Origin of the sequence: Prevotella sp. C561, assembly GCF_000224595.1 — a bacterium.
GTDB lineage: Bacteria > Bacteroidota > Bacteroidia > Bacteroidales > Bacteroidaceae > Prevotella > Prevotella jejuni.
Genome location: NZ_JH114140.1, coordinates 330,635 through 354,879, shown reverse-complemented (window position 1 = coordinate 354,879; position 24,245 = coordinate 330,635). Strand labels below are relative to the sequence as shown.

At 41.8% G+C, this 24,245-nt stretch carries 17 protein-coding genes and 1 pseudogene; 8 read left to right on the top strand and 10 right to left on the bottom strand.

Features of this window, described 5'->3' with window-relative positions; genetic code table 11:
* The first annotated feature begins 11 nt into the window (after window positions 1–11).
* Both HMPREF0666_RS02920 and HMPREF0666_RS02915 read left to right on the top strand, forming a co-directional pair.
* The gene (locus HMPREF0666_RS02920) at window positions 12–1,079 is read left to right on the top strand and encodes a mannose-1-phosphate guanylyltransferase (RefSeq protein WP_009010818.1); all 1,068 of its coding nucleotides are present in this window, start codon (window positions 12–14) and stop codon (window positions 1,077–1,079) included.
* A 407-nt stretch (window positions 1,080–1,486) separates the two neighbouring features.
* Window positions 1,487–2,518 (top strand): esterase-like activity of phytase family protein, encoded by a 1,032-nt coding sequence (locus tag HMPREF0666_RS02915; protein ID WP_009010817.1) that lies wholly within the window; start codon window positions 1,487–1,489, stop codon window positions 2,516–2,518.
* Between the two features lie 23 nt (window positions 2,519–2,541).
* On the opposite strand, the gene HMPREF0666_RS02910 is transcribed toward HMPREF0666_RS02915, so the two are convergent.
* From HMPREF0666_RS02910 to HMPREF0666_RS02895, 4 genes are read right to left on the bottom strand one after another with little or no spacing between them, the layout of a single operon-like run.
* Window positions 2,542–3,228: an RNA polymerase sigma factor RpoD/SigA gene (locus HMPREF0666_RS02910; RefSeq protein WP_009010816.1), complete on the bottom strand. Its 687-nt coding sequence runs from the start codon at window positions 3,226–3,228 to the stop codon at window positions 2,542–2,544.
* Window positions 3,229–3,270: 42 nt separating this feature from the next.
* Window positions 3,271–3,915: a DedA family protein gene (locus HMPREF0666_RS02905; RefSeq protein ID WP_009010815.1), complete on the bottom strand. Its 645-nt coding sequence runs from the start codon at window positions 3,913–3,915 to the stop codon at window positions 3,271–3,273.
* Between the two features lie 31 nt (window positions 3,916–3,946).
* Complete coding sequence (locus HMPREF0666_RS02900) at window positions 3,947–5,140, bottom strand: tetratricopeptide repeat protein (protein ID WP_009010814.1); 1,194 nt, start codon at window positions 5,138–5,140, stop codon at window positions 3,947–3,949.
* 17 nt (window positions 5,141–5,157) lie between these two features.
* Complete coding sequence (locus HMPREF0666_RS02895; RefSeq protein WP_009010813.1) at window positions 5,158–6,876, bottom strand: glutamine--tRNA ligase/YqeY domain fusion protein; 1,719 nt, start codon at window positions 6,874–6,876, stop codon at window positions 5,158–5,160.
* A 755-nt stretch (window positions 6,877–7,631) separates the two neighbouring features.
* Between HMPREF0666_RS02895 and HMPREF0666_RS02890 the strand changes: the two are divergent.
* Window positions 7,632–8,895 (top strand): annotated as a pseudogene (locus HMPREF0666_RS02890) (Nramp family divalent metal transporter).
* Window positions 8,896–9,316: 421 nt separating this feature from the next.
* On the opposite strand, the gene HMPREF0666_RS02885 reads toward HMPREF0666_RS02890, so the two are convergent.
* A complete protein-coding gene (locus HMPREF0666_RS02885; RefSeq protein ID WP_009010810.1) occupies window positions 9,317–9,538 on the bottom strand; it encodes a hypothetical protein in 222 nt (73 codons plus the stop codon).
* A gap of 120 nt (window positions 9,539–9,658) precedes the next feature.
* Between HMPREF0666_RS02885 and nth the strand changes: the two genes are divergently transcribed.
* Window positions 9,659–10,306 carry an endonuclease III gene (gene nth / locus HMPREF0666_RS02880; RefSeq protein WP_009010809.1) on the top strand — a complete coding sequence of 216 codons (648 nt, stop codon included), beginning with the start codon at window positions 9,659–9,661 and terminating at the stop codon, window positions 10,304–10,306.
* Window positions 10,307–10,354: 48 nt separating this feature from the next.
* The gene (locus tag HMPREF0666_RS02875) at window positions 10,355–11,065 is read left to right on the top strand and encodes a DUF2461 domain-containing protein (RefSeq protein WP_009010808.1); all 711 of its coding nucleotides are present in this window, start codon (window positions 10,355–10,357) and stop codon (window positions 11,063–11,065) included.
* A gap of 94 nt (window positions 11,066–11,159) precedes the next feature.
* Here HMPREF0666_RS02875 and HMPREF0666_RS02870 read toward each other — a convergent pair whose 3' ends face one another.
* A complete protein-coding gene (locus HMPREF0666_RS02870) occupies window positions 11,160–13,853 on the bottom strand; it encodes a valine--tRNA ligase (protein ID WP_009010807.1) in 2,694 nt (897 codons plus the stop codon).
* Window positions 13,854–13,998: 145 nt separating this feature from the next.
* Between HMPREF0666_RS02870 and mazG the strand changes: the two genes are divergently transcribed.
* The 3 genes from mazG (at window position 13,999) to HMPREF0666_RS02855 (ending at window position 16,502) form a co-directional block, all read left to right on the top strand.
* Window positions 13,999–14,880, top strand: coding sequence for a nucleoside triphosphate pyrophosphohydrolase (mazG, locus tag HMPREF0666_RS02865; RefSeq protein ID WP_009010806.1), 882 nt, complete (start codon window positions 13,999–14,001; stop codon window positions 14,878–14,880).
* A gap of 37 nt (window positions 14,881–14,917) precedes the next feature.
* Entirely contained in the window at window positions 14,918–15,475 is a 558-nt protein-coding gene (locus HMPREF0666_RS02860) for a hypothetical protein (RefSeq protein WP_009010805.1), read from the top strand.
* 112 nt (window positions 15,476–15,587) lie between these two features.
* Window positions 15,588–16,502, top strand: coding sequence for a ribonuclease Z (locus tag HMPREF0666_RS02855; protein WP_009010804.1), 915 nt, complete (start codon window positions 15,588–15,590; stop codon window positions 16,500–16,502).
* Between the two features lie 819 nt (window positions 16,503–17,321).
* On the opposite strand, the gene ccsA is transcribed toward HMPREF0666_RS02855, so the two are convergent.
* From ccsA to HMPREF0666_RS02835, 4 genes are all read right to left on the bottom strand, one after another.
* The gene (ccsA, locus tag HMPREF0666_RS02850; RefSeq protein ID WP_009010803.1) at window positions 17,322–19,487 is read right to left on the bottom strand and encodes a cytochrome c biogenesis protein CcsA; all 2,166 of its coding nucleotides are present in this window, start codon (window positions 19,485–19,487) and stop codon (window positions 17,322–17,324) included.
* A 79-nt stretch (window positions 19,488–19,566) separates the two neighbouring features.
* A complete protein-coding gene (locus HMPREF0666_RS02845) occupies window positions 19,567–21,264 on the bottom strand; it encodes a di-heme oxidoredictase family protein (protein WP_009010802.1) in 1,698 nt (565 codons plus the stop codon).
* A 103-nt stretch (window positions 21,265–21,367) separates the two neighbouring features.
* Window positions 21,368–22,729, bottom strand: coding sequence for an imelysin family protein (locus HMPREF0666_RS02840; protein ID WP_009010801.1), 1,362 nt, complete (start codon window positions 22,727–22,729; stop codon window positions 21,368–21,370).
* 47 nt (window positions 22,730–22,776) lie between these two features.
* Entirely contained in the window at window positions 22,777–24,081 is a 1,305-nt protein-coding gene (locus HMPREF0666_RS02835) for a hypothetical protein (protein WP_009010800.1), read from the bottom strand.
* Window positions 24,082–24,245 lie beyond the last annotated feature (164 nt).

Sequence of the window (24,245 nt, the reverse complement as noted above, 5' to 3'; positions counted from 1 at the left end):
GCTTATAAGTTATGGCGCAAACTGATAATCATCTCGTAATCATGGCCGGTGGAGTAGGAGGTAGGTTCTGGCCGATGAGCACTGCAGACTGTCCTAAACAGTTTATTGATGTCTTAGGAGTAGGAAGAACGCTTATTCAGCTGACGTATGACCGCTTTTCTGGTGTTGTCTCAGCGGACAATGTGTGGGTTGTTACTAATCAGAAGTATGTGTCTTTGGTTCATGAACAATTGCCAGAGATACCTTTGAACCATATTCTGAGCGAACCTTGCCGTCGCAATACCGCTCCTTGTATTGCATACGTGAGCTGGCGTATCAAGAAAGAGAACCCAAAGGCAAATATCGTGGTGTCGCCAAGTGATCATATCGTAACGAATGAGAATGAATTTAAACGGGTAGTCTCTAACTGCTTGAAGTTCACGGCTGAAACGGATGCTGTCGTTACCTTGGGTATGAAACCTACTCGTCCTGAGACGGGCTATGGCTATATACAAGCCGACTTGTCCACTGCCTCTGCCCGTAACCGTGAGATTTACCGTGTTGATCAGTTCCGTGAAAAGCCTGACTTAGAGACTGCTGAACAGTATATTAAGCAAAGTAACTTCTTTTGGAATGCTGGTATCTTTATCTGGAGTGCTTCGACTATTGTTAATGCCTTCCGTATTTATCAGCCAAGTATAGCAAGAATATTCGAGCGGGTTATGGACATCTTGGATACACCTGACGAACAGCGTGTTATCGATGAGGTCTATCCTGAATGTGAGAATATCTCTGTTGACTATGCTATTATGGAGAAGGCTGAAGAGATATTCGTGTGTCCTGCTGACTTTGGATGGAGTGATTTAGGTACTTGGGGTTCGTTACTTGCACAGTCGAAGCATGATATCTATGGTAATGCTGTTATAGGAACTGATGTCCATCTCTTTGATAGTAAGAATTGTATAGTACATACAACGGAAGAGAGAAAAGTTGTTATTCAAGGCCTTGATGGTTATATTGTTGCTGAACAAGAGGGTAAACTACTTATTTGTCGTTTGTCAGAAGAGCAGCGTCTAAAGCAGTTCACAGGAGAGGGATAGGCTCATTTGTGTTCCTTTCTATTGTTCAAGGAAAGGGAGATAAGGTCAGAGTTCGAGCATATCTTTTACAGATTTGATTTCTATTGAGCATGAATAGTTTGCGTAGGTACGAGTTTTATAAACTGGTCCTACGCATATCTTTTTTATTATAGTAGGTTAATTCTGAACGTTATCATTATGGACTTTATTCATTAAAGGGCTGTTGTAAGATTGTGTCTATCATTTGGTTGATTTTATTCAGTCGTTATATAATGTGATGATAAGCTTATGTATTCCTCTTATAAGGAGGTTCTTCACATAGAAAGGTGAGGGACGGATAGAGCCTATTAGTCCTTATCCTATATAATAGACCTTTAATGATTGGTTTATAAAAGAGTATTTGTCAGGTAACTTAAAAATATATATTTATGAGTATGATACTAAAGTTTAGGTACATTATAAGCTTTGTTTTATGTTTTCCCTTTACTGTCTTTGCACAGGTTCCACGGCTTGTAAGAGTCAATCCACAGCATTATTTCCAGCGAACAGTACCTAAGGGAAACTATAGCGGACTGACATGGTTGGGTGGAGACCACTATGCTGTTGTTTCTGATAAGGCTTCAGAAAGTGGCTTTTTCGTCTTTCGTATACCGATAGATACTGTTAGTGGTGATATTAAAGATATTGTTAATGAGGGCTTCCGTTCGTCGGGTGAGGTGAATAAAGACGAGGAGGGGATTGCTTTCTTCCCAAAGGATAGTACGTTATGGATATCTCGTGAAGCAGATAATACGGTTTTGGAATATGGACTTAATGGTAAGCAGACGGGTAGGAGATTGTTTATACCTTCTGTGTTTAGTACTGCTACGCCTGCATATAGCTTTGAAGCATTAACTTATAACGCTCATACCCATCGCTTTTGGACAACTTCTGAGAGTACGTTGAGGCCTGATGGCAAGCAAGCTGATGCAAAGAATCAAGTGAAGAATAGGCTTCGCTTTCAGAGCTTTGATGATAGTTTCGTTGCTAAAGAACAGTATGCTTATTTGATGGATGCGCCTGATAATCATCCTTCTGCAGCTAATTATGCAATGGGAGTACCTGCTATGGCGGCATTAGATAATGGATGTTTGCTTGTTTTAGAGCGTGAGTTCTTAGTTACACCAAGTAAGTTTGGATCGTATGTGGCCAATAAGATATATTGTGTAGACCCTATTCAATCAATGACTATCAGCCAAGATAAAGTGCTTGATACCGGTAGTCCTTATATGAAGAAAGTGTTGATTGCAACGTGGAAGACCTCTTTAAGTTTGTTTCATCAGAACCTTGCGAATTATGAAGGGATGTGTCTTGGCCCCCGCCTAATGGACGGAAGCCAAGTTATTGTGCTTTGTGCGGATAGTCAAGACCAGTATGGTGGAGTCTTAAGAGACTGGTTTCGTACGGTTGTTATTCGTTGACAGCTATGTGTCTAATACCGTTCTTACTTCATCTTCTTATGTAGCTTGCGTAAAGCCTTGTCTCTTATCTGTCGTACACGTTCACGTTTTAGGCCCATCTCTTCGGCAATCTCTGCCATTGTGTAGTGTGACCCAGTTAGTCCATAGATATAAGTAATGATGCGTTTCTCACGCTCGTCGAGTACATCCAACCCTTTTTGTATCTCATTACTAAGGATATCTTGATTAAGCTGGTCGTCTGTTTGCTTGGCATTCTCGTTCTCAAGGATGTGTTGAAGAGTAAAGTTATTGTTACTTCCTACGGGGACTGGCTGGTCAATAGACAGTGCTCGTGAGCGTATCTTCTCGTATTTATTCTTCTCGTTCTTAGGGAGCTTGTATAGTGTAGACTGTTCCTTGATAGCTTCCTCCATTGTCTTACGGATGTAAGGAGCCGCAAAGACTACAAAACGCACACCCTTCTTACCATCAAACCGTTGGGCTGCATACATCATACCGATATTTCCCTCGCTGATAAGGTCGTCTTCTCCCAATCCACGGTTACGGTATTGATGCGCCAAAGAGACGACAAACTTCAAATTAGCCTTTGTCAGTTTCTCTAAGGCCATAGCGTCCCCAATCTTTATCTTCTCGGCTAACTCTTGTTCTTCTTTATCTGAAAGGAGTTGCTCATGGGCTATCTCTTCGATGTATTTCTCGTTTGATGTCATAAAAAAAGAGTTTTTATTTGATGCTATAAAACCACATTCTACTTATTTAACCTGCTTGTTATCAGCCTTCTTCTTCTTGATATACCATTTGAGAAGGAAGTAAAGACAAACAATGATAACTAAGATTATCAAGCCAAACTTTATGTATTCTCCGTACTCTAAGATTTTCTCATTGAGCTGCTCCTCGGGTACAAAGGCATGCATATAGTGTCCTAAAAGAGCAAGGATACTGTGCCATGCACCCGCTCCAATGGTAGTGTAGAGCAAGAACTTCCAATAGTTCATCCTTGATAAGCCTGCTGGAATAGAGATGAGATGGCGAATACCTGGCAAGAGGCGGCCTGTGATAGTGGCAACCATACCATGTTTCTCAAAGTATCTCTCGCTTTTTTCAACCTTCTCTTGGTTCAACAAGCATAAATGTCCCCATTTACTATTTGCAAACTTATAGATAATTGGACGTCCAAGATACCATCCGGCAAGATAGTTTATAGTAGCTCCTACATCTGCTCCTAAGGTGGAGAAAAGAATTACCAACCACATATCAAGATTCCCTCCAGCGGCATGATAGGCCGCAGGAGCTACAACTAATTCTGAAGGAACAGGGATAACTGTACTTTCAAGAAGCATCAAGACGAAGATGGTGCCATAGTTGAGATGACCAAGCATGGATGTGATAAAACTCATAATAGTATGTTATTTCTTTTATTCTAATGGGTTATAAAATATTAAACGAGGGATAGTCTTGCGGATTTGTCCCTTCTGGATAGAGGTCTGAAAGTACGTCAATACATTCTTCTGGGTTCTTTTCTACAGCTTGACGCAGGTACTTCTTGAACTCTCTCTTCTTCTTTAATTCATAGCAACAGCGTGCAAGAAAGCCATAGCCAATGTCCCAATCATCCCCTAAACTTGGTAAAAGGGTGCTAAAGAGATGGTAGGCATATTCTATATAACCATTGTCAAAGCTTGAACACCCCATTTGGATGATTGCCATATTCTTATCTGGTGCCTCCTCTAAAGCCATCTGAAAATGTTGTTGAGCATTGTGTATATCCCTTTGTGAGAGGTATATATGCCCAATAGAGATGTCTACTAACGATTTATCCTGTTCATGACTTAGTTTCTTATAACGCTCGAAGTACTTCAGAGCTTCCTCATAGTTACCAAGCGCAAAGAGCCCATTTGCTTTATTCAAGATGGCCTCCTCATCTTCAGGATTTATGGCTATTGAGTACTCACTTGAGGTAATAGCCTCATTGATGTCGTTCCTTAATAGTTGACTCTGTGCCAGTTGATTCCAGTAAGGACCTGAGTAAGGATTGCTATCAAGTAATTCGTTCAAAATCAACTCACTCTCTTTATACTCTCCACGGCTCTTGAGGATGTGTGCACGAATCTCTTTGTAATCGTTCTCTTCAGTCTTATTTGAACGGTTCAACCACGTCTCTGCATACTCCATCTCCTCATAGTCAGAGAAGAGGGCAGCGACATCAAGGGCCATACCTGCTCTCTCCTCAGGGTCTATAATATCGTCATAAACATTCTTAAGGAAGCTATCAGCATCAGCAACCTTATTGTCAACGATCATTATCTCAGCCTTAAGGTATTCGTAGTCAGGGTCGTTCTTGTCAATAATCGTCTCTGCTATCTTGTTTGCGAGTTGTGGGTCCTTGTCGCACAGTAGTGCCATACGTGCTTTAAAGGTACGTGGGATAACGGCAAGAGGGTCTATTTTAATGGCCATGTCTATAGCCTCCATAGCCTCTTGATCATCACCCATATAATGAAAGAACTCCGCAATATCAGTTAGTTCCTCGGGGTCGAGGAACTCACTGCTAATATTTTTCTGCAGGTCTTCATACCTACGAAGCAACTGCTTGAACTTATCACTTTGATAGTATATATCCAACTCTTAATTTCCTTTAGTTATGCTTTAGCCTTTTTTGCCCAAGTATCTTTCAAGCCGACAGTCTTGTTGAACACGAGGTGATCAGGCGTTGTGTCTGGGTCGAGCATAAAGTATCCTGTGCGCTGGAACTGCAAGTAGTCGCCTGGTTTCTTCTCTGAGAGATACTGCTCAACATAGCATTCTGTGCGCACGGTAAGGCTCTCTGGGTTAAGAAGCTCACGGAAGTCACGCTCATCAGCAGATGGGTTTTCTATATTGAACAGACGGTCGTATTCGCGAACCTCAGCTTTTAAGCAGTGGTCAGCACTAACCCAATGAAGTGTACCTTTCACCTTGCGGTCAGCACCTTGCATACCGCTCTTACTGTCTGCATCGTATTCTGCTTGTATCTCAACGATGTTTCCCTCTGCATCCTTGGTACAACCGGTACATTTAACGATGTATGCATTCTTCAGTCTGACCTCTTTACCAGGTGTCATACGGAAGAACTTCTTTGGAGCATCCTCCATAAAGTCAGCGCGTTCAATCCATAGATTCTTTGAGAAAGTGATGGTATGTGAACCATCCGCCTCATTCTCAGGGTTGTTGATAGCCTCCATTTCTTCGGTCTTACCCTCTGGATAGTTGGTAATAACGAGTTTTACAGGGTCGAGAACAGCACTAACACGGGTAGCCTTCTTATTTAAGTCGTCACGTACAGCAGCCTCTAACAATGCAACGTCATTGAGGGCATCAAATTTGGTGTAGCCGATAGAGTCAATGAAGTTGCGTATAGACTCTGGTGAATAACCACGACGACGCATACCACAGAGGGTCGGCATACGTGGATCATCCCATCCCTTAACGAAGTTCTCATCTACTAATGTATGGAGCTTACGCTTAGACATTACTGTATAAGTAAGGTTTAAGCGGTTGAACTCTATCTGTCGTGGACGGTTATCAGATAAGTTATCATCAGTGCCATCGCTCTCCTTTAAGAAATCAATAAACTTATCGTAAAGAGGGCGGTGAGGCACGAACTCAAGTGTACAGATAGAGTGGGTGACACCTTCAAAGTAGTCGCTTTGACCATGTGCAAAGTCATACATTGGATAACAATGCCATTTTGTACCTGTACGATGGTGTGGTATTTGAATGATTCTATATATGATTGGATCACGGAAGTGCATGTTAGGATTGGCCATATCAAGCTTAGCACGTAGCACCATACTTCCTTCCACAGCCTCAGGAGTATTCATTTGTTCAAACAGTGCAAGGCTCTCCTCGATAGGACGGTCACGGTAAGGTGATGCCGTACCAGGGGTTGTTGGTGTACCTTTCTGTGTCGCAATCTGTTCTGCAGTCTGCTCGTCAACGTATGCCAAGCCCTTCTTTATCATCCAAATAGCAAAATCCCACAACTTCTCGAAGTAGTCACTTGCATAATAGATATTACCCCACTTGAAACCAAGCCAGCTAATATCATGAAGGATATTCTCCACATATTCATTATTCTCCTTGCTTGGATTAGTATCATCAAAGCGGAGATTACAAATACCATTATAGTTTTCTGCTACACCGAAGTCCATGCAAATCGCTTTCGCATGACCAATGTGAAGATAGCCGTTAGGCTCTGGCGGGAATCGAGTCTGAATACGTCCACCATTCTTACCTTTAGCAAGGTCTTCCTCTACCAGCTGTTCAACGAAGCTCAAGCTACGCTTTTCTTCATTGGTGTTGTTCTCTATCGTAGTCATATTTTCCTATTTATTATTATGCTGCAAAGTTACTTATTTTTTCTCGTTTATGATGCACTTTACTATAAATAATGGTGTTCAATCTGCAATGATGTTAAAAAATAAGTTTATAAACTCTTTGTTGTGTAACGCTTTGAAAGCCTAATTGTTGTTTCAGTAACGAAATGTAAGCTTTTCTTGTACCCTTTTTTTAATGTTTAATAAAGGTAAATAAGCTATATGTGTACGTTTAGTATATGTGCAATAACAAATGTTTCATTATTGATAAAAAAGTTGCATAAAAGTTTGCCCATATAAAAATAATGCTCTATCTTTGCATTCGTTATCCTGAATACAATCTTTTTACCTTAAAGAAACTAATACCTATTGAGATTGAATGCCCATCGCTGTGAAGCGTAGGGCATTTTTGTTTTTAGTAGTTTTGAAGCTTGTTAATTATGTTTACAATATTAAGTTTATAAGTTTAAGCTTGTTTAGAGTTACGCTTATAATTTTCTTTATAGTTTATTCGAACAGTTTGTTATTTTATACGTAGGTGTATAGTAGACCATTCAAAGCACATTTTAACGATTAATTTCATTCTTTTGTTACTTGGCTATTGGGCTGTAACAGAATGACTTTTGTTTATGTTTATTATATTAGTGAACGCACATTTTGAAAGTTGTTTATTCCCCCTTGTATTTTTTTCAATATTTCCTTTGTATCTTGTAGATTGTCATATAGAAATCGTATCTTTGCATACAAACTAAGAAAAGATGAAGAATATATTAAAAGAACTATGTCGTAAGGACCACCCACGAGTGTTGGGAGCCTTAGATATATTTAAGTTTATTGGCCCTGGTCTGTTAGTGACAGTAGGGTTTATTGACCCTGGTAACTGGGCAAGTAACTTTGCAGCCGGCTCTGAGTATGGGTATGCACTGTTATGGGTAGTAACCCTTTCAACGATTATGCTGATTGCTTTACAGCATAATGTGGCCCATCTTGGTATCGTGACTGGTCTCTGCCTTAGCGAAGCCGCTGTTAAGTATGCCCCAAAATGGGTTGGTCGTCCGATTATTGTGAGTGCCATTTTGGCCAGTATCTCTACCTCTTTGGCCGAGATATTGGGTGGTGCTATAGCCCTACAGATGCTTTTTGGGATAAGTATTCCTACGGGTTCGGTCCTCACAACAGTAGCTGTATTAATCATGTTGTTTACGAATAGCTATAAGAAGATGGAACGTGCCATCATTGGTTTTGTGTCGATGATAGGCTTGTCCTTTGTCTATGAGCTCTTTTTGGTAGACATTCATTGGCCTGCAGCCATAGAGGGAGCATTCGTACCAACCGTCCCTCAGGGGTCGCTTTTGATTATTATGAGTGTGTTAGGAGCCGTTGTCATGCCCCATAACTTGTTCCTTCATTCAGAGATAGTACAGAGCCGTGAGATTCATTTGAAGGGTGATGAGCGCATTCGTCACATGTTGAGGTTTGAGTTTGTCGACACTCTTTTCTCTATGATAGTGGGCTGGGCAATTAACTCAGCGATGATTCTTTTGGCAGCGAGTACGTTCTTCTCACATGGTCAGCACGTCGATGAACTTTCTCAAGCACAAGCGATGCTACAGCCACTGTTGGGTAACAATGCTGCAAACATCTTTGCTATCGCCTTACTTCTGGCTGGTATATCAAGTACGATAACCAGCGGTATGGCTGCAGGTAGTATCTTTTCAGGTCTTTTTGGAGAGTCATATAATGCGAAGGATACGCACTCCATTGTCGGGATAGTCCTCTCGTTGGGTGTAGCCCTCCTCATGATATTCTTTATCGGCGACCCATTTTAAGGGATTAATCATCTCTCAGATGTTTCTATCAGTACAACTTCCGTTCACAGTCTTCCTACAAGTAGGCTTGACATCCTCTAAGAGAGTGATGGGTAAGTACGCTAATAGCAAGTTGAACATGTGTTTCCTTTACTCATTAGCAGGTATTGTCACCTTTCTTAATATATGGCTCTTGATAGAGAGTGTGTCATAGTGTTGGTAGGTTATAAGATGGTTTTCATATAATAGTAAAATCAGTTTTTGTAAAATAAAATCATCGACTCGAAATGAGATGAGGCCCGACAGTGTTTCAATTAGGCCTTTGCAATGATGAAGAAGGGCGTTTTCTTGCATGTAGTTAACGCCCTTCTTTAATGTAGTTAGGCGTCTTCTTTAATGCTAATCACAACTGTTTGATTCATTGATGATTATGGTGATGATTTTACTCGATATAGTGTGGTAGTAAAGGGGGCGTTTCCTATCTTGAATGTAAGATATTTTCAATTCAATGAAGCATGTAGTCTATTGTGGTAAAGTTTCTTTATGTCGATTTTATAGGACAGGTTATAAAACAAAGAAAACGGGAATGATACAACGATATCATTCCCGTTAGTTATGGTATATGCTATTTAATCTTAGATAGACTTGTAGCCGTTTGTACTGTTATGTGCAAGCAAGTCTTTCAGATTTAGCTCTCTTCCACCATGTGCTTCGTAGGCTTCTTTCATCTCTTCCTCGCCTTCTGCCTCTTCTTCAGAGTGTTCGAACGTAACGCACTTATCCTTAAGTTCTGCGATTACCCAGCCAATCAGTGCGATGATAAGCAGTGCAATCAATCCTATCATTGGAGTTGTCATAATTAAATAGTTTTTTATTTCTGATGCAAAAGTACATTAAGTTTCGTAAAGAACCAAATTATCTCTAAGTTTTCAGTAACTTTGCAGTAAATATAGCTGTATAAAGTTAATAAGAACAAGATGACAAGAAAAGAAAGATACGACTATGCACTGAATTATTTCCGTAAGCATGTTGGACACGTGTCAACGGAGCTTAATTTCGGTTCAGCATTCCAATTGCTTTGTGCGACACTCCTTTCTGCACAGTGTACGGATAAGCGTATTAATGCAATTACACCCGAATTGTTCCGCCATTATCCTGATGCAAAGACAATGGCAACGGCCACCTCGGATGAAATATTTGATTATGTGAAGAGTGTTTCTTACCCTAATTCAAAGGCAAAGCACTTGGTTGAGATGTCAAAGATGCTGGTAGAGAAGTTTGGAGGTGAGGTTCCTTCTGACCCAAACGCACTCATTACGCTGCCAGGAGTAGGTCGTAAGACGGCAAATGTCATACAAGCTGTGTGGTTTGGTAAGCCTACATTGGCTGTCGATACGCATGTTTATCGTGTCAGTCACCGCTTGGGCTTGGTACCCTCAACGGCAAATACGCCTCGAAAAGTTGAAGACTATCTGATGAAGAATATCCCTACTGAGGAGGTTACGGATGCTCATCATTGGATATTACTGCATGGACGTTATGTCTGTAAGAGTGCGAAGCCCGATTGCGAACATTGCCCCTTTGATGACATGTGTCCTAAGTTATTGGAGAATAGTAAGCTGTAAGAAGACTTAAAAAGGTAAAGGATTAAAAGGATATAATATAAGAAGAATATGAATACAAAGAAGATAATGCATTTCTTGAAAGGTATTGCTGCGAACAACAATAGGCAGTGGTTTCAAGAACATAAGGCTGAGTATGACGCTGTAAAAGCCGACTTTGAACAGGGAGTCGACAAAGTTATAGCTTGTTTGGCAACCTTTGATGAAGAGGTTTCACACCTGACAGCAAAGGATTGCACCTATCGTTTCTATCGTGATGTACGTTTCTCACCCGATAAAAGTCCGTATAAACGCCATTTAGGTGCATACATCTGTGCACGTGGTAGAAAGGCATTGCGAGGTGGTTACTATCTACATCTTCAGCCTGGGAACTGCTTGATAGCTGTAGGTTGCTATTGGTTGCCTACAAACATACTGACGTCATGCCGCAATGAGATCATGGCGAATATTGATGAATGGCGTAAGGACGTTGAGAATGAGGGCTTTGTCAATTTGTTCGGACGACCCAATGAGGGCGAGTGGACGGACGATAAGGTTAGTGAGAAGGGTTTTGGACTTGCTGCCTTGAAGACTGTTCCAAAGGGATTCCCCAAGGACTATGAGTATCTTCAGTATCTTCGAATGAAGGACTACTGCTGTTGGGTGTCTGTGCCTGATGACTTCTTCGAGGGAGATGGATGGGTTGAACAATTGAAACACATCTGCAAGACGGGTAAGCCTATGATGGATTTTATTAATAATGTGGTAGATGATTATGAATAGAAACAAATAAAGAGGAACGCAAAGGCATTCCTCTTTATTTTTATACTTACTAAAACGCTTTGGCTAATGGGTGCATTAGCCAAAGAGATAGCGATTACTTCTTTCTCAATTCCTCAAGACTTGCCTTCAAAGCGGCAATCTTCTCTTCAGAATCGCTCTGCTTCTTACGCTCGCGTTCAATAACTGCTTCTGGCGCATTGGCCACGAACTTCTCGTTAGAGAGCTTCTTCTTGATACCTATGAGGAAGCCTTCAAGATGCTTGAGTTCCTTCTCCTGCTTCTCAATCTCGGCCGCAACGTCAATCAAGTCGCCCACTGGTACTGCGAAGCTGTCGGTTCCTACCATGAAACCAGATGCGTCACCACGCTTCTCAGTTACTACCTCGATAGCCTTTAAGTTAGCCATCTTGATGATAACACTGTTATAAGCTTCATAATTGTTCTGGTCGATTACGTCCAGTTCTAACTCTACCTTTGGTGCGATGTTCTTCTGATTACGTACCGTTCTCACGCCGCTGACGATTGCTTTAACCTGTTCGATGGACTCGATAAGTGCCAACTCTTCCTTGCTTGGAACGTCAAGTTTGAGTTCATCACGCATGATGCTCTCTCCGTCTTTACGGTCGTAGATGTGTTGCCAAAGCTCTTCTGCGATGAAAGGCATGAATGGATGGAGCATCTTCAACAGTGTATCGAAGAACTTAAGAGTAGCTTGATAGGTGGTCTTATCGATTGGCTTGCCGTATTCAGGCTTGATCATCTCTAAGTACCAACTTGAGAATTCATCCCAGAAGAGGCGGTAAACAGTCATTAAAGCTTCTGAGATGCGATAGCTCTTGAACTGTTCATTCATCTCAGCGTTCACTTCCTTCAACTTTGCATCAAACCATTCAACGGCAATCTTGTTGGCTAATGGCTGTTCAGCATCGGCTGTTTCCCAACCTTGAACGAGGCGGAAAGCATTCCAAATCTTATTGTTGAAGTTACGACCTTGCTCACAGAGAGTCTCGTCGAAGAGGATGTCGTTGCCTGCAGGAGCAGACAACATCATACCCATACGAACACCATCAGCACCATACTTCTCTATCAACATGATAGGGTCAGGAGAGTTGCCAAGACTCTTACTCATCTTTCGGCCGAGTTTATCTCGTACTATACCTGTGAAGTAAACATGCTTGAATGGGAACTTGCCACGATACTCATAGCCTGCCATAATCATACGTGCTACCCAGAAGAAGATGATGTCTGGCCCCGTAACAAGGTCGCTGGTAGGGTAGTAGTAGTTGATTTCTTCGTTGTTAGGGTTATTGATTCCATCGAATACAGAGATTGGCCACAACCAGCTTGAGAACCATGTATCCATACAGTCGCTCTCTTGTTCGAGGTCAGATGATGTGATGGAAGGATTAATCTCCTGTGCTAACTTCAATGCTTCCTCAGCCGTTTCTGCCACAACAGTAGCGTTCTTACCCTCAGTGTCCTTGAAGTAGTAAGCTGGAATACGGTGTCCCCACCATAGCTGACGACTGATACACCAGTCCTTGATGTTCTCTAACCAGTGGCGATAAGTGTTCTTGTACTTCTTTGGATAGAACTCTATATCATCGTCCATAACTGGTCCAAGGGCAATGTCAGCAAAGTGCTGCATCTTTAAGAACCATTGTGTAGAGAGCTTTGGCTCGATAGGTACGTGCGTACGCTCTGAGTATCCGACCTTATTATCATAGTCTTCAACCTTCTCCATCAGCCCTGCTGCCTCCAAGTCCTTTGCTATCTGCTTACGTACATCCATACGATCCTGACCAACATAAAGACCAGCTGCCTCAGAGATCGTACCATTATCGTTGAAAATATCAATTATTTCCAATCCGTGTTTCAATCCAAGTGCATGGTCGTTAACGTCATGTGCAGGTGTAACCTTCAAACAACCCGTACCGAACTGGATGTCTACATAGGTGTCTTCGATGACTGGGATGACACGATTTACCAATGGAACGATAACATGAAGACTCTTCAACCATGTGTTCTTAACGTCCTCTGGATTGATACACATAGCTGAATCGCCCATGATAGTCTCTGGTCGAGTGGTTGCTACAACGGCATAGTAACCCTTATCATCCTTGTGTATTACATTGCCTTCGTCCTTGCGCTCAACCTTAGCTTGGTCTTCTTTTGCAACATAATACTTAAGGTGATAGAGCTTAGAGTGTTCATCCTTGTAGATTACCTCTTCATCAGAAAGGGCCGTCTGGGCCTGTGGGTCCCAGTTAACCATTCGTACACCACGATAGATATAACCCTTCTTATAGAGGTCGCAGAATACTTTGATAACACTCTTACTACGAGTGTCATCCATCGTGAAGGCCGTGCGGTCCCAATCACATGAGCAACCAAGTCGACGCAACTGCTTGAGGATGATGCCTCCATGCTCGTGTGTCCAATCCCATGCATGTTCGAGGAATTGCTCACGGGTGAGGTCGGTCTTCTTTATACCTTGCTCTGCGAGACGGTTCACAACCTTTGCTTCTGTAGCAATACTTGCGTGGTCGGTGCCTGGTACCCAGCATGCATTCTTACCTTCCATGCGTGCACGTCTTACCAAGATGTCCTGTATCGTGTTGTTAAGCATGTGTCCCATGTGGAGCACACCTGTAACGTTTGGTGGTGGGATAACCACGGTGTAAGGCTCACGGCCATCTGGCTTAGAACTGAAAAGCTTGTTGTCCAGCCAGTACTGGTACCATTTAGACTCCACTATCTGTGGGTCGTACTTGCTTGCTAATTCCATTGTTTCGTATATTATTATTTCTTTATTATCATTAAATTAACGGTGCAAATGTACAAAAAATCCGCCTAAAAAGCGTATCTTTGCAGCAATAATAGTACGTTGATAAGTACTTTAACGTTTATGTTTAACTTTAAACATCAAGACATTGCATACTAAAGAAGAGAAACTGAAAGCCTTTGCACGACTTTTAGACGTTCAGGAAAGACTCCGTAAAGAGTGTCCATGGGATAGTAAACAGACGAATGAAAGTCTTCGTCCTAACACAATAGAAGAGACGTTTGAGTTGGCTGATGCGCTCTTAAAAAACGACTCGAAGAATATCTGTAAAGAGCTTGGAGACATCATGGAGCATGTTATCTTCTATTCAACTTTAGGTGAGGAAAAGGCCGAATTCGACGTTGCTGATGTTTGTAATGCGCAATCTGATAAGCTCATGTTTAGGCATGATTTCATCGATTGGACGGGTTGGAGCGTGTCACGTCCGGACATGGTCGTAAATACTACTGGGCAGGTTGTCTACAAGGATGAGGTTTTGCAAAATAGTGAAGGCTCACAAGCGGATGCGCCTACTACTGCGCCTCAGGTGGAGACTACTTGGGAACAGCGTAAACAACGTGAACGTGATGGTAACACCTCTGTGCTTTCTGGGGTGCCAGACTCGCTGCCCAGCCTCATTAAAGCTTATCGTATTCAAGACAAGGCACGCAATGTTGGCTTTGATTGGGAGGAGAAAGAGCAGGTCTGGGATAAGGTTTATGAAGAGTTAGGAGAGCTGAAAGAGGAGTTAAAGAGAGGAGATAAGCATCGTTCGACCGAGGAGTTTGGCGACTTCCTATTCTCGCTTATCAACGCCGCGCGCCTCTATCATATCAATCCCGACAATGCGCTTGAGTTTACCAATCAGAAGTTTATTAAACGATTTAACTACATTGAGGAAGCTGCTAAGGCTAAGGGAGTTATGATAAAAGACTTAACGCTTGCAGAGATGGACGAGTTATGGGAAGAAGCAAAGGCTCTCAACAAGTAGAACAGCTACGGATTTAAGCTATAAATAAGATATAATTATGAGAAAAACCTTTTATTTTATCATGTCTTTGTTTATCCTTGTGATGGCTTTCTCATGCAAGGATAACAAACCAAAGTCTGTTTTGTCTGAGGTTGAGGCAGCTGGTGATTCTGTTTCTACGGGTGACAGTACGGTCTATGGTATTATGGTTGAGGGTGGAATGAACTCTATTGTCCTACTTACAGACCATGGTGATACATTGGAGTACCTTGTTAATCCGAACGATACTTTCGAGGTTGTTAAGGGCGGAAAGATTGATGGTGACCGCTTTGCTATCATTGGCTATAAGGAATATGGCGACCATTTCATGCGCTCAGCAATCAACTTAACGACATTGTTAGGCAATTGGACCAGCCTTGATCGTAACTTTGAGATTAAAGAAGATGGAACGGTAACATCGAGTCTTCAGTCTGAAAAGAATCCTTGGACAGCCTGGAAGATATGGAATGGTAAGTTGGTTCTGTCTAAAGATACGTTTGATATCGAAAGTCTTGGCGCTGACTCTTTGTCATTAGAGAACAAGTCAGGCTTGTTTGTGTTCACAAGAGGGAAGTAAGTACTTAGCTTTGTTTCCTTCAAGTGATTGTTTAAGACGATTATAATAGTGTTTCTCTTCATCCCCTTCTCATGTTCGAGTGGGAGATGAAGGGTGTTTGATGAGTTTTATTATGGAGCCATTTAAAGTACATATCCTTGGTTGTGGTAGTGCGTTACCAACCTTACAGCATAATGCTTCTTCCCAGATAGTAGAGCTTAGAGAGAAGCTCTTTATGATTGACTGCGGTGAGGGAACACAGATACAACTACGTAGATCGCGCATACACTTCTCTAAGATTATCGCAGTCTTCATCAGTCATCTGCATGGAGATCACTGTTTTGGTCTGCCAGGAATGATTTCCACCTTCGGTATGACAGGTCGAACGGCTCCTTTACACATCTATGCTCCAGCTGCCTTCGAGCCTATTCTCGACCAAACACTGAGTTTCTTCTGTCAAGGATTAGAGTTTAAGGTGGTATTTCATGCTGTCGATACAACGCAAAATAAGGTGGTTTATGAAGATAGAAGTCTGACGGTTGAGACCATTCCTTTGCAACATCGCATTGATTGTTGTGGCTATTTATTTCGTGAAAAGCCTATCCTCCCACATATTCGTCGTGATATGATAGACTTCTACAAGATACCGATTAGCCAGATAAACAATATTAAGGCGGGAGCTGATTGGGTGACTCCGGAGGGAGAAGTGATAGCTAATAGTCGGCTGACAACCCCTGCCGAACCAGCTCGCAGCTATGCTTACTGCTCTGATACACGTTATATAAAAACACTACACGAGCTTGTGAAAGGTGTTTCTACGCTCTATCATGAAAGTACATACTCCGCCGAAGATGCCGAGCGTGCACGGCTCTATTGGCATAGTACATCTCAAGACGCTGCAAAAGTGGCTCGTGATGCCTCAGTCGGAAAACTGCTTTTAGGTCATTTCTCAGCCCGTTATAATAACGAATCACAGTTGTTAGAGGAGGCAAAGGAGATTTTTCCAAATAGTTATCTTACTCGTGAAGGTGCTACCTTCGATATTTAATTAGTCAATACCTCATATTGACGACTACTCCTCATTGTTCTTTCTTAACGTATAGAAGGTGTTGTCTTAGCCACTATGATATCTTTCCAGCCTTAATCCCTTATCTGTTTGTCAATAATTTTCGCCCTTCTTGAATCTAATATATGCTCTTCATGCTTAAAGAAAACGCCCTTCTACGTTCAAGAACATGCCCTTCTTGGATGCAGAAGACGCCCTTCTTGAAGCAAGAAAGGCATCTTCTTTAATGCAATATGTAATTGGTTGATTTATTGATGGTTATGATGTCTACTTTAAGAGATGATTTATACTTGTTTTGAGGGCGTTTAACTCAACTTTATGTAATGATTTTTTACAACGTTATTAATTCTCCTTGTATACAGAGTGTTAACTGATATTGCATGGATGAGTAGGTTGGCTAATGTAGTGGGGTGTATTCCTTTCTCACAGATAAACACTGATTTGTGCATGTAGGAAGCACTCGGATGTAGGTTGTCTTCATCTCCCCACTTGTCAGAATAGGAGGAGAGTGATTGTTGGAATAGCTCCACAAAAAAATAGAGAGTAGACGCTAAGAAAATAAGGGGCAATAGCTACATCGCTCGATAGGCTGTGTGAATGCGAAAAACAATGCTGTTTCTAATTTTAATAGGCTGCTTGAAGCAGACAAAAGATATTATTACTCATGTATAAAGCACGAAAAAAGGAGCATACTAAAGATAGTACACTCCTTATAAAGGATATAATGATAAAACTTGTCTCTTTGTTATACGTATTTGTGAGATGCCTTTCAATCTGCCTATTATGACTTTATTAAGTCATTTAAGCATACGAATGCATACCACCCAGAATGTAGTTAACACCGAAGTAGGTCATTAGGATGCTAAGAAAAGACAGTAGCATAAAGAAATGATATTTCTCAGGTTTCCTTAACGCAGGCAATGAGTTGGTGTGAAGTGGTATCGCATAGATTAAGAAAGTAATCAGTGCCCAAGTCTCCTTAGGGTCCCACCCCCAATAAGTTCCCCAACTGATATTTGCCCAGATAGCACCTATAAAGATGCCTAATCCTAATGTTGTGATAGCAGGATAAAGGAATATTTGCGACAAGTCGGTCAGTTGTTTGTTGACTGATATGACGCTTTCTCTCTTACTGTTGCGGGTGAAGAAATAGGTTATTGCACTAATAAACGTGAGAGAGAGTAGTGCGTATGACATCATGATAATACTCACATGGATACTTAACAACGGACTATTTAATACAGGCATACGTGGTGTAATACTTGGATCCATCTCTCCGAGGTGGCTCACAAGAAGCATAAATCCACTCATGATAAGTCCGAATGTCGTCATAAGTTGTAACTTTCTTGTTGTCAGAATAGACACAATCATGATTAACCATGATAACAAGAGCATTGTTTCATAGCCGTTGGCAAGCGGGATAGTACCATTAATAATCCACCGAAGGGCCAATGTGAAGGTGAGAACACACCATGAGAGTGCCATCAATCCAGTGAAACATCTGTAGCGTTTCTTCCTTGTTATGAACAGAATAGACAGTAGACCAGCTGTTAAGTTAACGATAAAAAGGATGGTTGCAAACGGGTATTGGTTGTAAATCCGTTCTGCTCTAATGGCCGTGTTAGAAGGGATAGTGTTGCCACCATAGGTGTATTGATATTTTCTCAGCTTCTGTATGAGTTCGTTCACCATATCTGTTTTCCCCTGTCTGGCCAATTGTCCTGCTAAAGGAAGGATAGAACGCATATATTGCTGTTGTGCCTTATTCATGCTCTTAGGGTATTTGTCATGTGGTGAGAACCAATCGACAGTACCCTGCTTAGACATATAAGGGAATACACGCAACGTGTTTCCTTGCATAAGCTCCATGAGTAGCATCATCTTATCGTCGGTATCCAATAGCTGTCTTGCTACGTTGTCATTCTCTTGACTACGTGCTTCTTGGAGGTAAGGACCGAGGATATAGCCTTGTTGGCCAAATAGACTCATTGGTGAAACATACTCTTCTAAGTTCAGTTTGTCGCGTAGTTCGGAGCCTTTTAGTCTTAGGATAGGCTCTCTCATCCACTCTTTTCCCCAGAACATAAAGCCTGTCAGAACTTGAGTAGGAGTAAAGTCTTTGTAAGTCTTTTTGCCATAGAGTTTCTTTGTAAAGTCTATGGCGTAGGTTTCCATAGGACATATTCGTCCGTTATATACAATGAGTATCTTACCAAACTCATCGGCCGTCTGTCGTGGTAATGAGGGCTGCGCATTTGCTACAGAATATCCCATCATAAGCATGACTATCACTACCGCTTTCTTTCTAAGCAATCGACGGAAGTTGCCCTTAGGCTCAATAAGCATTGCGATAAGGCCAAAAAAGAGTAGGGCATAGCCAAGATAAGTTACTGGGATACCGTATGGGTCGGAATTGACAGACAGATAGCTACCCTTCAAATCTTCGTCGTAACTACTCTGATAGAGGCGTGTCCCATATCCTGAATAGATGTTATTCATAGAGACTTGATATTGTTCTTTCTTACTATTCTCGATGATTGTGATGATTGAAGCATAATCCATAGCTGCCATGTTACCTGCATGATAAGTGACGTTGAACTTATTCAATAGAATACTGAAAGGTAGCTCGGCTTCATTCCCATCCTTTGTGGTATAGGTGTTGACAACCTTTCCTTGTCGCAAATGAACCATCCCTTTATGAGAAGTAAGGTGGGTTAGCAATGCACCAAGGAGGATGATGACAAAAGAAAGATGTAAAAGAATAATGATAGGACGGCGAACTTTTCTTTGGATGAAGTAGACTATGCCCGCAGCAGTACCCATGGCCCATAGTAAACAGAACCACCATGAACCGAAGATATTGTCTGAAACATAATCAAGGCTCGTGTATTTCCCTATGATTGTCCCCGTAGCCATCACTATGATAAGGAGTATATAAACAATCTCAAGTGTCTTTTTTGTTCGCATTTGTTAGATGATAAAGAAGAAGATGAGCCTTTGTAGACTGCATCTTCTTCTTGTCTTTGTTTTTGTAAATAATCGTTTGTTAGATAGAACGTATGAACTTAACTACAGCGTCTCTATCTTTCTTTGGCAAGTTGTAGAACTTGATAGCTGCGTTATAAGCCTGGCTGTTCTTGCTATAAGCGTGCCACATGATTGCCTCAATCTCATTACGAGCACGAGCATCGTGTAGACGGTCTTCTACACCAGAGTTAATTAGTGAAAGACCTCGGCCCCACAGTGGAGTAGTGCGGCACCATGAGCCATGGATGTCGTTCTTCATGTCGAGCTTATGCTGGATGAAGTCAGAGTATGGATAAATCTTCTGATTAGCATACTTAGGCAACTGCTTGTTGCCAAGGATTACTGAAGAACCGTGGTTATCAGCACCTGTTGTCCAAGAGGCCTTGTGACAGTGTGCACAACCTAACTCTCCAGTGAAGAGTTCCTTACCACGCTGTACGTCCTTGTCGTTCAAGTTTCTTGCACGTGGAACAGCGATACCTCTATGCCATACCATGAATGCGTGATAGGCATCATCGCTCACCTCTGGTTTGAAGTTGAAGTAAGGATTGTTGTAGAGGTTTACGTTGTCGCTTGGTGAAAGCAAATAACGAACAGCCTTCTTGATACCTTCACGAGTTCCATCGTTGTAGTATGGATGTACGTAAGAGTTTGGATTACTACCATGCTGTTGGATGTAACTAATCACGTTCTCGTTCTCTGACATTGCTTTTGCCCATGGTTCTGTAGAACAGATGTGCTTGATGTCTGAACGAAGAATATTCAACTCGTCCCAAAGAGCAACGTCGTTCTCAAGACAACCATCGAGTAGGTCGTAGTTGAAACGCTTTACGAACTTATTGCCAAAAGCATCTTCTGCCCAAGCCTCAGGCTTCAACTGCTTTGTTGTATTGTCCCAGAACTCTGGGTTCAACTCTACAAAGCGTCCCTCTGCCTTGTATTGTTTCTCCAAGTCTTCATTAGAGATAGCATCAATCAAACCAAGTCCTTGGAAGTTACAAGATGCTATCAAGCGTACTTCATAATTGCTTGGTACTGGGTCAGTGTTGAATGCTGACTGTGGAATAGATACTGATGGATAACGAAGATTAAACTTCTCACCATCAGGGAACTGCATTGGTAATCCACTTGGCATAGATGTTACGTCATGCCATGTGATGTGTATTTGCTTCGGATCAACAGGAGGCAAGAACGGCTCGACGGCTTGCAACATCGTGAAGGTTGTGAGCTGATTGATAGGAGTACCATTGTTGCTGCCTGGAGCATCAGGTGTATAAACAGAAACGATGTATCCGTTGCCCTTTACTGGCTCCATGTCATTGCGGCTATGACCGTGAGCATAACCTCCAGAGTGGCAATACTCGCATGAACGACGGGATGCAACAGGGCCCCAACCTTTGTATGGTTCGGTGCTGAGGGTGTACTTAGCACTTGCCATCATATCTCCTTGGTTGAAGAGATCGGTTAGTCCTTGTTCGTCGATAGCTGGTGTGTTGTCCTCATAACCACCTGCTGCGGTGTTCTCTGTTGTACCAAGTTTGCCACCTGGGTACCATTCGTCTGCAGAGAAATTACCTACAGCCTGACCAATGTACTTTGTCTCAGGTTCTGATGGTTGCTGTGGATTGTCTGGCGTAACATTGTCGTCAGAACATGCAGCAAATGCACATAAGAGTGCTCCAGCAAGTAAGTATTTGCTATAGCTGTTGTGTCTCATAATGTTTTATAGTTAAATTTACGTTTGAAACGTAGCCTTGTCCTAAAGAAGACAAAGCTACGTTTATTATTTATATTTGCTTTTCAGATTTGCAAGAGTTGGATTACTTGTCTGTCTGTTGGTTTATCCATGTACCAGCAGTATTAAGTGCTTCATTCAAGGCATCAACCTTATCAATGCAAGTCTTAACCTGTGGATTACCTGGTTGGTCAATGAAAGCAATGCCACTCTTCTTAGCTGTCTCCAAGGCAGCGATTGCCTCGTTAAGAGCATTGTTCAATTCATTGTACTTAGGATAGTTGTTATTCTTCAAGAAGTTCATGATAGAGTATTTAGCTGGGGTAGAGATATTCTCTGTACCACGTACGCCATAGAGTGAATTCTTGATAGAATAGATGTTATCCTGGTAGTCTTGGAATGAACGCTTACTATATGGTGACTCGATGTAGTTAGCTGCGTCGTCTTGAGTACCAGTGCCTGTAGCCTTACGATAAGCCTGACCAAGTTTTTGTGAAGCAACTTCTTCGCAGATACCAGAGCATCCGCCAATGAATATATTGTTCAGTGTCTCATGCCATGAAGCAAACATACCATTCTCAGTAGTGGCGAACTGTGAGTAATCACGGTATGGAATCAACTTTGGAGAAAGTCCTTTGTGGCGTGTTCCATTAACTACCCACATTGCATCAGCAAGCTGGTTCACGTGAGAAGTTGGTATACTTGTACCTAACCAACCATATTCCAAGAGGTAAGTCATGTTACGGAGGTCACCAGCAACAGCTGCTGCAAAGGCTGCTTCGTTCACTGTACTTACGCTTGTAAGGCCTTGTTCTGTCTCTTTCTCAGCATTGAAATCTGCTACAGTACGGTTCTTACCATTACGGAAGAGAACAAACTCCAATCCGTGGAAACCTAACACAGAGTCGAAGTTACCATTGTTGTCATAAACATACTTGGCTGGGTTCTCACCATTGATACCGGCAATAACGTTTGCATCATTCAATGCTCTTGTCAACTGGTCATGGTCGAGTGGCCATGAGTCGATATGTGGGTCGATCTCATTGTCAGAAGCAGCACCATAGAGGAAAGACTCACTCTGCTCCCAATCTCGACGTGCTCCTTTGAAAGCCTCACAAGCTGCATCGATGTCATTCTGGGTCAAAGTACCTGCTTTACGCTTCTCATAAAGATTCTGGCAAGCCTTGTAAAGAATGTCAGACTTCTCTGCTAAATCTAAATATGTAGGTTTAACAACTTCATTAATGTAGTTTGCAACAACCCTACCCATCTCTGTTTTGTTAGCGTTTGCGCTACTTTCGCTTTCAGCCTGGCTTAAAGCAGATTGCTGTTCAGGTGTAAGAATTGTTGTGTTAATAACTTCATCATCATCACTACTACATGATACGAAGCCTGTAGCTAATGTTCCTGCAAGGAGGAACATAGCAAGTTTTGTTACTTTTTTCATTATAATCCCTTTTTAATTATGGTTATACAATCTTTATTCTTTGCTTTTTAGAGAAAGAAACCTTCGTAAGCTATACCGATGTTAATAGAAGGTTCATCGTTGTAACCCTTCTTCAGATTGCGGTAGTTGTACTCTGCCTTGATTGCAATCTGTGGGATAGGGTAATAGTTGATACCAGTTGCAAGAACGGTTCTATTAGTCCACTGCTTGGTTGTCGCATGGATGTAAGAGTCATAGTGTTCGATATGTCCGAAGACATAGAGCTTCTGATTGTCCTCACGCAACTTGTGTATCTGGGAGAAAATATCATAACCTACCTCAAACATCATAGCCATTGCATGACTTCCGAAGTATTTACCATTACCTGACTCGTATGGTTTAACATACTGAACATTAGGGTATGAGAGCTGAGAAATCTGTTTCGCATTACTTACATAACCATAGTCAATGTTACCTCTTGCAATCCAGTTATATTTATTATAGGTGAAGTCTAAGCTACCAAGATAAACATTACCCTTAATCTTCTTCTTCTCTCCCTTCTCACTATCATGTGGAACGTTGTTGTGCATAGCCTGTCCTGCATAAGCACTAACACCAATGCGTAAGCCAGGGATAGTGTAGTTGTCTACGCGAGCGAGGAAACCATACTTATTAGCAACCTCAAACTCGAATGGATTTGACGTACCTTTCTGAATCCAATTGGCGCGACTGAAATGATAAGCATCCAATCCAGCAATCATCTGTGCGACGTAGCTAAAGTCGCCTGTCCTACCCCAGAAGGAAATACCTGTCTGATGCCATGTACTTGGGAGGATAGTGTTCTCTCCCTCAGGACGATAGACAGTGAAGAAATTTAATGGCTCATGATGAGCGTTCACTAAGCCGAATGGCACAACGATATGACCAGCACGGATATTGAAAGCTTTGCTAAATGATTTCTGCAACCAGAACTGTTCGAGTTCAACCTCGCCACCTTTCTCCGTTTCATGTTCGAACTCAATAGCCTCATCTGCCTCGTATTCGATAGCAGAACCAGACCCGCCATGTTCAAACTCAATCTCAGAACCTAATGACCATCCCTTCCCGAAATCGTAACCAAGGTAGATAACGGCATGTGGAATATCAAATCTTCCATGACTTGGGTCCTTCTTGTAAAGGCCAGGTGTCGTATAACGATTTCCGTTATCACTATAAAAGTTACGTGAATAAGCAGCTTCGCCATATCCACCAAGGCTTAGTTTATTTCCCTTGGCATGGTTCATTACAGAGTCAGCTGCGTTTACTTGTGCTTGTGCTACGGCTGCACTTGATAATAGTGTAGCTAAAATAATACCTGATGTAAACTTCCTCATTAGAGTTATTATTTAGATATTTATAATTTGTATGCAAAGTTATAATATTATGAAAGAATTGACAATACCTAAAATTGTGGATATTCTTTGCCTTTAATGAGAAACGTTATCTACCTTATTGGGTTTTACCTTCATAACATGTAGGTATTATTGGAATTGTTATA

Excerpts from the sequence above, each read along its gene's own strand:
- ccsA (WP_009010803.1), bottom strand. The coding sequence starts at position 19,487 with ATGCGAACAAAAAAGACACTTGAGATTGTTTATATACTCCTTATCATA.
- HMPREF0666_RS02835 (WP_009010800.1), bottom strand. The coding sequence starts at position 24,081 with ATGAGGAAGTTTACATCAGGTATTATTTTAGCTACACTATTATCAAGT.
- HMPREF0666_RS02860 (WP_009010805.1), top strand. The coding sequence starts at position 14,918 with ATGAGAAAAACCTTTTATTTTATCATGTCTTTGTTTATCCTTGTGATG.
- nth (WP_009010809.1), top strand. The coding sequence starts at position 9,659 with ATGACAAGAAAAGAAAGATACGACTATGCACTGAATTATTTCCGTAAG.
- HMPREF0666_RS02845 (WP_009010802.1), bottom strand. The coding sequence starts at position 21,264 with ATGAGACACAACAGCTATAGCAAATACTTACTTGCTGGAGCACTCTTA.
- HMPREF0666_RS02910 (WP_009010816.1), bottom strand. The coding sequence starts at position 3,228 with ATGACATCAAACGAGAAATACATCGAAGAGATAGCCCATGAGCAACTC.
- HMPREF0666_RS02895 (WP_009010813.1), bottom strand. The coding sequence starts at position 6,876 with ATGACTACGATAGAGAACAACACCAATGAAGAAAAGCGTAGCTTGAGC.
- HMPREF0666_RS02885 (WP_009010810.1), bottom strand. The coding sequence starts at position 9,538 with ATGACAACTCCAATGATAGGATTGATTGCACTGCTTATCATCGCACTG.
- HMPREF0666_RS02855 (WP_009010804.1), top strand. The coding sequence starts at position 15,588 with ATGGAGCCATTTAAAGTACATATCCTTGGTTGTGGTAGTGCGTTACCA.
- HMPREF0666_RS02920 (WP_009010818.1), top strand. The coding sequence starts at position 12 with ATGGCGCAAACTGATAATCATCTCGTAATCATGGCCGGTGGAGTAGGA.
- HMPREF0666_RS02915 (WP_009010817.1), top strand. The coding sequence starts at position 1,487 with ATGAGTATGATACTAAAGTTTAGGTACATTATAAGCTTTGTTTTATGT.
- HMPREF0666_RS02905 (WP_009010815.1), bottom strand. The coding sequence starts at position 3,915 with ATGAGTTTTATCACATCCATGCTTGGTCATCTCAACTATGGCACCATC.
- HMPREF0666_RS02870 (WP_009010807.1), bottom strand. The coding sequence starts at position 13,853 with ATGGAATTAGCAAGCAAGTACGACCCACAGATAGTGGAGTCTAAATGG.
- HMPREF0666_RS02840 (WP_009010801.1), bottom strand. The coding sequence starts at position 22,729 with ATGAAAAAAGTAACAAAACTTGCTATGTTCCTCCTTGCAGGAACATTA.
- HMPREF0666_RS02875 (WP_009010808.1), top strand. The coding sequence starts at position 10,355 with ATGAATACAAAGAAGATAATGCATTTCTTGAAAGGTATTGCTGCGAAC.